The organism is Frankia sp. CeTa3Moorea (assembly GCF_978021225.1).
On the sequence record NZ_CDXDOR010000151.1, the window covers coordinates 1 to 11,970 of the forward strand.

9 protein-coding genes are annotated in these 11,970 nt (G+C 68.0%); 6 read left to right on the forward strand and 3 right to left on the reverse strand.

What is annotated here, in order from left to right:
• A partial coding sequence (locus AC08OV_RS20240) for an Eco57I restriction-modification methylase domain-containing protein (protein WP_476620114.1) occupies window positions 1–3,988 on the forward strand: 3,988 nt, incomplete at its 5' end.
• Window positions 3,989–4,081: 93 nt separating this feature from the next.
• Here the strand turns inward: AC08OV_RS20240 and AC08OV_RS20245 are convergent.
• Entirely contained in the window at window positions 4,082–4,309 is a 228-nt protein-coding gene (locus tag AC08OV_RS20245; protein ID WP_476615638.1) for a hypothetical protein, read from the reverse strand.
• Between the two features lie 76 nt (window positions 4,310–4,385).
• Window positions 4,386–5,633 (reverse strand): zeta toxin family protein, encoded by a 1,248-nt coding sequence (locus tag AC08OV_RS20250; RefSeq protein WP_476620115.1) that lies wholly within the window; start codon window positions 5,631–5,633, stop codon window positions 4,386–4,388.
• Window positions 5,634–6,174: 541 nt separating this feature from the next.
• Here AC08OV_RS20250 and AC08OV_RS20255 point away from each other — a divergent pair.
• The 4 genes from AC08OV_RS20255 to AC08OV_RS20270 all read left to right on the forward strand — a co-directional run bounded on the left by AC08OV_RS20255 (window position 6,175) and on the right by AC08OV_RS20270 (window position 10,405).
• Window positions 6,175–8,334 (forward strand): McrB family protein, encoded by a 2,160-nt coding sequence (locus tag AC08OV_RS20255; protein ID WP_476615476.1) that lies wholly within the window; start codon window positions 6,175–6,177, stop codon window positions 8,332–8,334.
• A 4-nt stretch (window positions 8,335–8,338) separates the two neighbouring features.
• The gene (locus AC08OV_RS20260; RefSeq protein ID WP_476615477.1) at window positions 8,339–9,589 is read left to right on the forward strand and encodes an McrC family protein; all 1,251 of its coding nucleotides are present in this window, start codon (window positions 8,339–8,341) and stop codon (window positions 9,587–9,589) included.
• A gap of 162 nt (window positions 9,590–9,751) precedes the next feature.
• The gene (locus AC08OV_RS20265) at window positions 9,752–9,979 is read left to right on the forward strand and encodes a hypothetical protein (RefSeq protein ID WP_476615478.1); all 228 of its coding nucleotides are present in this window, start codon (window positions 9,752–9,754) and stop codon (window positions 9,977–9,979) included.
• A 6-nt stretch (window positions 9,980–9,985) separates the two neighbouring features.
• The gene (locus AC08OV_RS20270; protein WP_476615479.1) at window positions 9,986–10,405 is read left to right on the forward strand and encodes a type II toxin-antitoxin system VapC family toxin; all 420 of its coding nucleotides are present in this window, start codon (window positions 9,986–9,988) and stop codon (window positions 10,403–10,405) included.
• A gap of 368 nt (window positions 10,406–10,773) precedes the next feature.
• Here the strand turns inward: AC08OV_RS20270 and AC08OV_RS20275 are convergent, their stop codons facing one another.
• Window positions 10,774–10,965 (reverse strand): hypothetical protein, encoded by a 192-nt coding sequence (locus AC08OV_RS20275; RefSeq protein ID WP_476620116.1) that lies wholly within the window; start codon window positions 10,963–10,965, stop codon window positions 10,774–10,776.
• A gap of 246 nt (window positions 10,966–11,211) precedes the next feature.
• Here AC08OV_RS20275 and AC08OV_RS20280 point away from each other — a divergent pair.
• On the forward strand, window positions 11,212–11,970 hold a 759-nt coding region (locus AC08OV_RS20280; RefSeq protein WP_476620117.1), incomplete at its 3' end, for a GAF domain-containing protein.

The following is an 11,970-nucleotide window of genomic DNA, read 5'->3' on the forward strand; positions in this document are numbered from 1 at the left end:
GACGACGGGGAGGACGGGGACGACGGGGACGACGGGGACGACGCTGACCCGTGAGCTGTGGTTGCAGGTCCTGTTGGGCGAGTTGGGCTACGGCCGCGTCGCGTACGTGCGCCACCTCGGCGAGGACGATGCCATCAGCCACGAGTGGCGGCACGTTCCCGTCCACCTCGCCGCCTGGAACCGCGATCTGGACCAGCGGCTGGGGCCGGGGAAGAGCGACCGGGCCCCGCAGCGCATGATGCAGGCGTTCCTCAACCGGCACGACGACCGGCTGTGGGGGATCCTTTCCAACGGCCGGAAGCTGCGGATCCTGCGGGAGTCGGCGGCCCTGGTCGGCCACTCCTACCTGGAGTTCGATCTCGAAGCCATTTTCGACGGCGAGCTGTACTCCGATTTCGAGGTGCTCTTCGCCTTCGCGCACGCCTCGCGGTTCGAGGCGCCCGATCGGGTGGCCGCGGCGCCGACGAACCCGGCGGACTGCTGGCTGGAACGCTGGCACACCTATGCGGCGGCCGCGGGCATCGTCGCCGGGGACAAGCTGCGGGACAACGTCGTGCGGGCCATGGCGGAGCTGGGCACCGGTTTCCTGGAGGCCAACCCCGGGCTGCGCGCGATGCTGGCGGCCGGCCGCCAGCACGGCGGGCTGACTCCCGACGAGTTCCGCCACGAACTGCTCCGGCTCGTGTACCAGATGGTCTTCCTGTTCGTCATCGAGGACCGGGACGTGCTGCATCCCCAGCCTCCCGAGGAGAAACCGGACGAGACGGCGCGGCAGCGGGCCGACCGCAAGCGCCTCACGGATCAGATCATCGAGGGCCGGCGGCGGTACGCCTCCTACTTCTCCACCGCGCGGCTGCGCCGCATCGCCTCCCGGCGGCGTGGTGATCAGCATGGTGACCTGTGGCGCGGGCTCGTCCTGGTGCTGGAGGCCCTGGGCAGCGACGGCGGCCGGCCCGAGCTCGCCCTGCCGGCCCTCGGCGGGCTGTACTTCACGGGTGGCTCGGCGAGCGGGCGGGGCCGGTCCGGCGAGTCCGGTGCGGACGACCGCGACGCCCGTCCCGACGAGCTGCGCCGGCTCGAACTTCCCAACCGGCGGCTGCTCGCCGCGGTGAAACTGCTCAGCCATGTCACGGATGACCGGGGCCGCCGGCAGCGGGTCGACTTCGCCCATCTGGGCGGGGCGGAGCTCGGCAGCGTCTACGAGTCGCTGCTGGAACTGGTGCCGGACCCGGATCTGCCGGCCCGGCGGTTCCGTCTCGTCGACGCGCCGGGCAACGAACGCAAGACCACCGGCTCCTATTTCACCCCGAACGCGCTCATCGACTCGCTGCTGAGGACCGCGCTGGACCCCGTGATCGACCGGTACGCGGCCTCCGGCATTCCCGCGGACCTCCTGCGGATCACCGTGGTGGACCCGGCCTGCGGCTCCGGGCATTTCCTCGCCGCCGCCGCGCACCGGATCGCCCGCAGATACGCGATCATGGACCGGGGAGACGACGAACCGTCCCGGGCGGAGATTGTGAAGATCCTGCCCGAGGTCGTCGCGCGGTGCGTCTACGGGGTCGACATCAACCCGCTGGCGGTCGAGATCACCAAGTTCTCGCTGTGGCTGGCGTCCGTCGAGCCGAACCGCCCGCTCGCCTACCTCGACCATCACATCAAGGTCGGCAACGCCCTGCTCGGCGTGACCCCGACGCTGCTGGACGGGGGAATCCCCGACGCCGCCTTCAAGGCGTTCGGCGACGATGATGCCAGCCGGGTCAGGGCACTGCTGGCCGACAATCAGGGTGCGGTCTTCCTGGAGGCGCGGAAATCCGCCGACATCAGTCACTTCGCCAACCTGCGCGGTCGGCAGGAGCTGCGTGAGATCATCGATCTGCGTGCACTGTCCCTGTCGGATGTCCGTGAGCAGGCGCGGCGGTACGAGGCCCTGGAGGCCATGCCCGAGCGCCGCCTCCACCTGCTGGCCGCCAACGCCTGGTGCGCCGCGTTCGTCTGGCCGAAGCCTGAGGGTGGGCCACCGGCGATCACGAATCAGCTCCTGTATCCGCTGATGGCTGGTTCGAAGAAGCTGTCACCGGAGCTGGCGAAGCTCCTGGACGACATCACGGACCGGTACCGTTTCTTCCATTGGCATCTGGAGTTCCCGGACGTCTTCCGCACGGATGACGATCCGGACGCTCCCGACGCGAACCCGGGCACCGGCTGGCGCGGCGGCTTCTCCTGCGTCCTGGGTAACCCGCCGTGGGAGCGGGTGAAGCTCCAGGAGAAGGAGTTCTTCGCGCACCGGGACGAGAAGATCGCCAAGGCCCCGAACAAGGCGGCCCGGCAGCACCTGATCGACGCGCTGAAGGAGAGCGAGTTCGCCTCCGACCGTGCCCTGTACGCCGACTTCCAGGATCACCTGCGGGAGTCCGCCGGCTGGTCGCAACTGCTGCGGGACTCGGGCCGCTACCCGCTCACCGGCCGCGGCGACGTCAACACCTACGCCGTCTTCGCCGAGACGGCCCGGACCATCCTCGGCCCGCACGGTCGTGCCGGCCTGGTGCTGCCCACCGGCATCGCCACCGACGCCACCACCGCGCCGTTCTTCGGCGACCTCGTGCGAACATTCTCATTGGCCTCAATCTTCGACTTCGAGAATGAGGAGAAGATCTTCCCGGCGGTCCACAACCAGTTTCGATTTTCGTTGGTGACCGTGACCGGGCGTGGTACTCGGTCGGCTACTTTGAAACTTGCTTTTCGTGCTCGCAAAATCATGGATCTCGGGGATCTTTCTTTCCTTCTCGAGTCGAGTGATATCGAGCTGTTGAATCCGAACACGCTCACCTGCCCCGTCTTCGATACGCCCCGGAACGCCCAGATCGTGGTCGACATCTATCGCCGGGTCCCGGTTCTCTGGCGGGACGGGCCTCCGTCGAACCCGTGGCGTGTCTCCTTCATGCGCATGCTTGATATGGCTAATGACTCCAAGTACTTCCACACTCGCAAGGACCTGGAGAAGGCTGGTTGGCATCTCGTCGGCAACGTCTTCACGCGAGGGTCAGGTGCGGACACCGAGTACATGCTCCCGCTGATCGAGGCGAAGATGGTCCACCACTACGACCATCGCTTTTCGACCTACGAGGGGGCCACGCAGGCCCAGCTGAACAAGGGAACCTTGCCCCGGACGACGCCCAAGCAGCACGCCGACGCGGACTTCGTCACGTTGCCGCGCTACTGGGTCGCCGAGGAGAAGGTCGAGAAGAAGATCGGCGAGCGGTGGGACCGCGGCTGGCTGCTCGGCTGGCGCGACATCGCCCGCGCCTCCGACGAACGGACCCTGATCAGCGGCGCGATTCCGCGTTACGCCGTGGGAGACAAGTTCCTCCTCGCATTGCCATCCGAACGGGGAGCCCTTCTGCAGGCAAACTTCTCCATGTTCGTGCTCGATTACTGTGCCCGACAGAAATTCGCTGGCACCTCGTTCAAGTACTTTCTCATGAAGCAGCTTCCCGTGCTGCCGCCGGAGCGGTATGACGAGCCGGGGGGGTGGCTGGCGGGGGAGGCGCCGGCGCGGTGGATCGAGGCGCGGGTGCTGGAGCTGACGTACACCGCCTGGGACATGCGGCCCTTCGCCGAGGACCTGGGTGATTCCGGGCCGCCGTTCGTCTGGGACGAGGAACGCCGGTTCGAGCTGCGGGCGGAGCTGGATGCCGCCTACTTCCACCTCTACGGCGTTGACCGGGATGACGTCGGCTACATCCTGGACAGCTTCCGGGCCTTCCGGAACAACGATCCGGAGCGCTTCGAGCGGACGAAGGCCCGCATCCTCGCGATCTACGACGCGATGGCCGCCGCGGAGGCCGATGGGCTCGCCTACGCCAGCCCGCTGGTTCCACCGGCCGGCCTCGGCCACCGCCATCCGGCCACTCCCGGCCACCCTCGCCGCCTTCGGCGCGCACAAGGCACGGAGCCACCTCCCGGCGACCAGCACGCCCTCTGGTAGCCGTCCCCGGATCTCTGCGTACGATCTCAGTGCCGATCTGACTTCACCCGATACCGACGGGCTCTGTGGGCCGCCGGGATCAGCCGCGAAGCCTCACAGGTCGGTATAGCGATCGACATACAGAGTGGGCTTCTTGTCGCCGAAGATGCGCTTCCGCCTTTCTTCATCTTCCTTTCGTTCGTCTTCTTTTGCTTTCGCCAGCGTCTCCGTGGAGAAGGTTCGAGCGTTTCTCATTCCTTCGTTAAACTCTTTCTTTCGGCGAGCTTCGAACTCCTCGTCGGTTTCCTTGGTAGTTTTTTCGTTGATCTCTTTTTCGGGCATAATTTTTCTCCTATCTCGACAGGATTGCGATGGTAGGGGGTTGGGGTGTTATTGTGTTCTTTTACGGATTTAATTTCTAATTTTGTAAATCTATATTTCCGCCGTAGAGCGTTGCCGGTCCCGTAGCCGCTGGATTGATCCGCGACTTCGCCTGGAAGCTTTGGTAGGCTGCTGGGTCGAGAACCTCAAGTTCTCCGTTAAGCTCCTTTACGGCGATCTGCCTGGGTTCGCTGTTTGTATCGAAGAGGAAGGCGCTGTCGGCTTTTTCTGCATAGCTTTCGAAGCCCTGAGAGAAGCCGCGGTGCGCCTTCAACTGGTGATCGATAGGAACGTATCGCCCGGACTGCTCGCCGCGGGCTGCGGCGCGTTCGACCGCGAGCTCTGGGTCTGCGCTTACCCCGAACAGGCGTACTTCATATCCTTTCTCGTGCGCGTCGTCGATCAGTTTCATGGTCTTATCCGGATTACCTAGGGTGCTGTCGTAGATGATGTTGAGTCGGCGGTTCATGGCCTCACCGAGAACCGTCTTTGCCAGCGTACTGCTCTCCTCGTGGACGACATCAGCGGCTCGGGAATCCCCGGCCTGAGCGATGGCACCGAACTCCGGAATGAGTTCTTTGATGCCATCGGGATCGAGGCGCACGGCATTGTCGGTCCGAATGTGTCCATCAGCCACGAGGTTCCTGAGGACGAAGCCCTTGCCGGAGGCTCCGCCGCCGCCCATGAGGTCGAGGGTGGGACTGCCCCGCTCCGGCGGCTTGGCATCGCCGATCACCTCCTTCACCAGATTCTCCCGGAAGGCGGCGCGTTCGGGGGTGTTGATGGTGTCCGTCGGGGTGAGGAGCGGATGGTCGTCCGGCAGAGTCCGCGGTGCCTCGCGGACGGCCCAGCGTTCCCGACCGGGGGCGGGCGCGTCCGGGGGCTCGGGGCGGTAGCGGCGGGCCGCGTCCTCCAACAGCGCCAGTTTGGCCTCGATCCGAGCCCGGTCGCTGTTCCCGGGCTCGGTGGGCGGGCGGACCTCGGACGGCCGGTCGCCGGTGGTGTCCGCTGGCGTAGCCGCGCCGCCGCCGGAACGGGCGAGCGCCGCCCTGTCGAGAAGGTCCAGCTTGGCGTCGATGCTGGAGGTGTTCCGGCTGGGAGCATCCCGGCCGGCCGGTCGCTCCTGATGGCGGGGCTCGGGTGAGTCGCCCGGGGAGGCGGCGCGGTCCAGCAGGTCGAGCTTTCTGTCGATCTCGGTGACCCGCGACTGCTCCGGGACCGGCCCACCACCTGCGTCGGGTCGTTCCGGGGCGGTTTCGAGGCCACGGAACTCGGCCGGAGTCACTGCGGCGACCTGGCCGGAGACCGGCGAACAGCCATGGACGCTCCCGGGGCAGAAGAGAGCCATTCTCGTGACCGGGCCAACGGTACCGTATTCAGAAGCGCCTGGCACTTGTACGGCGTCCTGGCGCGGAGAAGCGAGCCGGGCGAGATTGCCGCCTGTAATCACCTCCGGCAATCGGGGAACGTATTTCTCCACGGTCCACGTGAGCCGGCGCCGCGCGAAACAGATCGGTTCGCGCGCCTTCACGCTCGCGCCCTATCCTGTCCTGTCGCTCGATGTGGCCTGCTCACAGCATCATCGATCTTCGGCAGCCGGCAGGCTCGCCGGGGGCGACGGGCGCTCGGTGCGCGAGGCGTGTGGACGGCGGCAGCGGGAGACGGACGGCTCGATACCTCTCCGGACGGCCTGGCTGGCTCACCAGAATGATCACTCTGGGTAGTTGAAGTTTCGTTCGTTATGAGTGCTTCGTCGTTGTCTGATGACCTGATGAATAATTGCTCTCGATCAGATCCTGCGGGTGGATCGCGTCGGGGGCGGGTGCATGGCGGATCAGCTAGAGATCATCGGTGGGCTGCTGTACCGGGTTATGCGGATCTTGGCGGAGGTCGGCGAGGCGTCTCCGGACGAGCTGTGGATGCGGATGCGTGCGTCCGATGCTGGCGCCGATCCCGGATGGCGGCGCGGATCAGGTGACGACCCGCGGAGCGCCGTCGCAAGGAAACTCGTCCTGCGGGGCGCTGTCTACCTGGCCAGGGCCGGTCATCTGAGTGAGAGTAACCGCCGGTGGCAGGCCACCGGAATCGGCCGGGATGCGTTGCGGGCGTTCCCGGACCAGGCCGCGTGGTGGCGTGATGTCACGGAGCACAACACTTACTGGCGGGAACACCGGAGCAGCCTCGGCCTGGTGGACGACGTCCTCGCGGTGCTGCCCGAGCAGACCTGGGTCAGCGTCACGGATCTCTCGACGGTGGCCGATCTGACGGTCGACGGCCTCGTCCGCCATCTGTGCGGCTTCCGCCCCGAGGGCTGGTCGCGCGTGCTCGACCCGGCGGGCCGGCCGCCGCGCGAGGCCCTCTTCACCGAGGACGAGTATCGCGACTGGCTGGACTGGTTCGAGGTCGAGGTCGGCGACCTGACGGCGGGGCGGGCGGCCGGCGAGCTGCGGCTGCCGCTCGACGACCTCCGCATGCTCGTCGAGTCCATCGCGCCGGAGCGGATCCCTCGCCGGGCCTGGCTGGTACGCGGCGCGGACCGGCGTGGCCGTTCGCTGGCGCGGGATCTCTGGCTGGCCGACGAGGTCTGTTCCCTGCCCGGTGACCGGCTGGAGGTGCGGCCCGGGGTCGACCGGGAACAGGTGCGCCGGGCGGTCGACCGCGAACACGCCTCGCTCACCTCGGCCCGGCGCGGCCGGCTCACCAGCGAGTACCACGCCTTCCTGAGCCGGATGCGGGAGAACGACCTCGTCGTCGTGAACGACCGTGACCAGTACTACGTCGGGGAGATCCTCGGACCGCCGGTGTTCGTCGCGAGCGTCGGGGGCGTCGCGGACCTGCAACGGCCGGTCCACTGGCGCAACGCCGACGAGCCGGTGAACTACCTCGATCTGCCCGATCGGGTGGCGGCCCTGCTCGGCAACGCGGAAGCGCGCATCGTCGATCTTTCCGATTTCGTCGCCGACCTCGACGCCCTGGTGCCCGGGCCCGCGCCGGTGACATCGATCGCGACGACGGGGGCCGTCCCCCAGAGCGCCGACGCCGACCTCGCCGGGCAGGTCCTCGCCGGGCAGGTCCTCGGCGGGGACGATCTGCGCGAGGTCACGGACGAGTTCGCGGACGGCCTCTTTTACCGCCGGGACTGGTTGCGCAGGTGCGTCGAGCTTCTGCGGGACCGGCCGCAGCTCATCTTCTACGGCCCGCCCGGCACCGGCAAGACGTACCTCGCCCGGCACCTGGCCTGGCATCTCGCCGACGATCGGCGCGAGAACGTCACCCTCGTCCAGTTCCATCCGTCCTATATGTACGAGGACTTCTTCCAGGGTTTCCGCCCGGTGCAGGTGAAGGGTGGCGACGGTGACGCGGCCACCACCAACCGGATGTCCTTCGAGCTCGTGGACGGTCCGCTGCGCCGGCTCGCCACCGCCGCCGAGCTCAATCCCCGCCAGGCGTTCTTCCTGATCATCGATGAGATCAACCGGGGTGACCTGGCCAGGATCTTCGGTGAGCTGTACTTCCTGCTGGAATACCGCGGGGAGGCCGTCACCACCCAGTACGCCTCCGCGGACACGCGCGACTTCCAACTACCGAAGAACCTGTTCATCATCGGCACGATGAACAGCGCGGACCGTTCGATCGCCGCCTTCGACCAGGCGCTGCGCCGGCGGTTCACCTTCGTCGGGCTCCATCCGGACGTCGAGCCGACCGCGTCCGTGCTGCGCCGCTGGCTCGCGGCACGCGACCTGCCCGACGAGGCGGCCCGCCTGCTCGGCGAGCTGAACCGCCGCATCGACGACCCGGACGCCCGCGTCGGCCCGTCCTATCTGATGCGCGACCGCGTCCACCAGAGTGCCGACGGCCTCGACCGGGTGTGGGAACATCAGATCCTGCCGCTGCTGGCCGAACATCACGTCGGCGAGACCATCGACCTCGCCGCCCGGTACGGCCTACCGGCGCTGCGGCAGTCCCTCGGCCCCGCGGCAGGCTGATGCCATGCTTGCACCGGTGGAGCTGACCGAGGGCGCCGGGTGGCAGCGGCGGAAGCTGAGCCCGGGCCAGGCCGATGCGCTCGAGGCCAGCGAGGTGGCGCAGGTGCGGCAACGGCGTGCCGACGGTACCTGCGAGGTCAAGGACAACGCCCTGGTCGGCACCGTGCGCCTCGGGTCGGGCGAGGAGGCGTTCGAGGTTCGCATCCGACCCAAGGTCACCATCCGCCGTCTGCTGTTTCTGCTTGGCTACGCGCAGGATCGCGGCAGGTGGTTCGAGGACGAGGTCCAGGCGGCGGAGGAACCGGATCTTCTGCCCGCGGTCGCCGTGGCGTTCGCCCGAACCGCCTCGCGGGCGCTCGCGCACGGGGTGCCGCGAGGCTATCGGCAGGTGGATGCGGCGCTTCCCGTCCTTCGCGGCCGGCTGCGCGAGTCCGCGCAGCTCCGGCAACGGTCCGGGGTGATGTTCCCCCTCGAGGTGCGCTATGACGAGCGCACCGTCGACACCGCCGAGAACCGGTTGCTGCTCGCAGCCACCCGCTCGCTGCTCGCCCTGGCCGGGGTGGCACCGGCCACCGCCCAGGAGCTGCGCCGTATCGCCGCCGCCCTGGCCGGGGTGGCCGAGCCGGCGCACGGCCCCGTCGAGCCGCCGGACTGGGTGCCAACCCGGGTGAACGCGCCCTACCAGGCGGCGCTCCGGCTCGCCGAGACGGTCTTGCGCTCGTCTTCCTTCGAACGGGAAGACGGGGAGACGCTCCGGGTGGACGGCTTCGTGGTGAAGATGTGGGAGGTCTTCGAGGACTTCGTGACCCACGCCGTCGACGAGGTCCTCACCCGTCGCGGCGGTGAGGTCCGCCTGCAGGACCGCACCCACCACCTCGACGAGGACCGGACGCTGGAGATGTGCCCCGATCTCGTGCTGTACCGGCCGGAGGGCCCGGGCGGGCGGATGATCCCGGCGGTTGTCCTCGACGCGAAGTACCGGCTCGCGATCCGACAGGGCGCGCGCGCACACGTGTACCACCAGATGATCGCCTACTGTGCCCGGCTCGGCGCCCGGCAGGGACGGCTCGTCTACGCTGGCTCGGAGCGGGCCGACGGCCAGCCCGGCGGTCGTGGCGACGTCGTCCGGCGCCGGATCGGGGGTCCCGCGCCCATCGAGCTCGTGACGTACGTGCTCGACCTGAGGCTCCCCCTGGCCGAGTTACGGGCCAGGATCGAGCGGATCGCCGACGACATGATCCCCCCGTCCGTCTGACGGAGCTCTCCGATCCCGCGGACCGGCCGGATCCGTCCCCGTTCCCATCCCCGGCCCATGGCGCGGCCACCTTGGTGGCGCTGGTCAGGATGGCCGGAGGCGGTGCTTTAGGCCGGCGCGGATCCCCGGCCACTCGTCTCTCAGGGTCGTAGAATCGTCGTCGTGAGCCTCACGCTTGATCTTCCTGACGAGGTGGTCCGGCGCCTGACCGCCGAGGTCGAGCGGCGTGGTGTGAGCCTCGTCGAGGTCATCGCGGACCTCGCGGCCCACCTTCCCCCGGCCGCGCCGCAGTCACGTCGCAGGCTGGCGTTCGTGGGGGCGGGTGCGTCGGCCGAGGGCATCACCGCACGCATCGACGACCTTCTGGCGGACGGCTTCGGCCGGGACTGACCCCGGGTGCTCCTCGTCGACACCGGAGTGATCGTCGCTGCCACTGACCGCAGCGATCCTCACCATGTGGCGTGCGCACATCTTCTGGAGGAGACCGAGGGGGCGCTGGTCACCTCTCCTCTCGTGATCGCGGAAGCCGCCTATCTTATCAACCGGGAACTGGGCGCTACGGCGGAACTGGCTCTTTACACGTCGATCATCGACGATGCGCTCATTGTGGAGACGTTGACGTATGCGGACTGGTCCCGAGTGCGGGAACTGGCCGGTCGATATCGGGATCTCCCGCTCGGTGGCACCGATGCGAGCCTCATCGCGCTCGCCGAACGATTGGACACACCACGTGTTGCCACGCTCGACCACCGTCATTGCGGCGATCTTCTCGGCCGTGCCCGGTGGCGCCAGCCCCATTACCTCGGACGTAATTGATTCGACGGTCGGGGGTGCGGAAGCCTGCGGGCCACGGGTAGCCATCCCAGAATCATCATCACGGTGATGGCGGGCAGAGCAGGAGAGCAGCACGAATGACCTCTGAAGCAGATCCCCACCACCTCACCGTCGAGGTCGGCGAACGACCGCCTTCGGCAGAGACCGCTCCCCCTCGGCGGGCGCCCTTGTCGTGGTGCTGGTGGGGACCTTCATCACCGTTCTCGACGGACGTGACCGTCTCCGAGCTGGCGGTGGAGACGTTCCTCCCCGCCGACCCGGAGATGGCCGACGCACTTCAGGCGACTACGGGCAGGGCGCCGGTAGATCATGAAGCGTCCCCGGGCTCACTCGACCAGCCGGCAGCCCTTCTACCAGAGCTGGCGCACCGACCGGTTGAGACCGCCTCCCTTTTCGGGAAGTAGCGTGCTTTCGGCGCCGAAATTGCCATCGCCCATGGTGGATGTGACGACGGCCATGCCTGTCCGGCCGCCCTGTTCGGCGCCGGGGCTCCGACAGCCGTCGGCGACCTGCCGCCCCGCTTCCCGATCGTCGGCGGGCACGAGGGCGCGGGCATCATCGAGGAGGCCGGCCCCAACGTCACTAACACCGTGCAGGCGGCCGCACCGCACCCCGCCTACCAAGCACATGAAAGACCGATTTTCGGGAGAAAAATACTGGATATTGCTTTCTCTACAATTTTTGCCCTCTCCGGCGAGCAGGGCTAAGCGGATTATGATTCCGAGCTCATGCCCCAGCGGCATATACTTGCCTCAGGTCACACGGTTAAAGGTGCGGGAAGGTGCGTCATGCCGGATCGGTCAAGACCGTCTCGGCGAGCCGGACGGGCCTCGGGGGTTCGCCTCAACGGTGGGGAGGGAGCCTCGCTCGAGCGGGTGCGCGAGCGGTTCTTCACCGCTGGGATCTCAGCTGAGACCAGCGAGCCCGGTGGGGTGCGGGATCCGATCCGCGAGTCGTGGATGCGGTCGCGGCGGTGGGCGGTGGCCGCGGACAGCCCCGAGCCCTTCCCCGCCGCGTCGGACCTCGACGCACCTGTCGTGCGCGCGGCCGAACCGGTCCTGTGCCAGCTCGCCGACCGCCTGGCCAGGCAGGCCGTCAGCGCGATCGTCACCGACGCGAACGGTCTGGTGCTCGTGCGGTGCACCGGCGACGCCGCGTTCGAACGCCGGCTGGACCGTATATCGCTGGTGCCCGGATTTAGTTTCGCCGAGCGGTTTGTCGGCACCAACGGCATCGGTACCGCTCTCGAGGAGCACAGGCCGGCGCACGTGTTCGGTCAGGAGCACTACGCGGAGCCCTTCGGCGAGTTCGCCTGTGCCGGTGTTCCCCTGCGTGATCCGGCGACGGGGCAGACGCTCGGCCTGTTCGATCTCACCTGTCCGCGCCGGGATGCCGGGCCGCTGCTGACGGCCACGGCGGGCATGGTCGCCAACCAGATCCAGGATGCCTTGCTCCTCGCCGCGCCGGGGCACGACCGGGAACTGATCTCGCTTCGCGAGGCTGATACGGCGGAGTTGCGCAGGCTGCTGATGGCGGAGCGCGAGCAG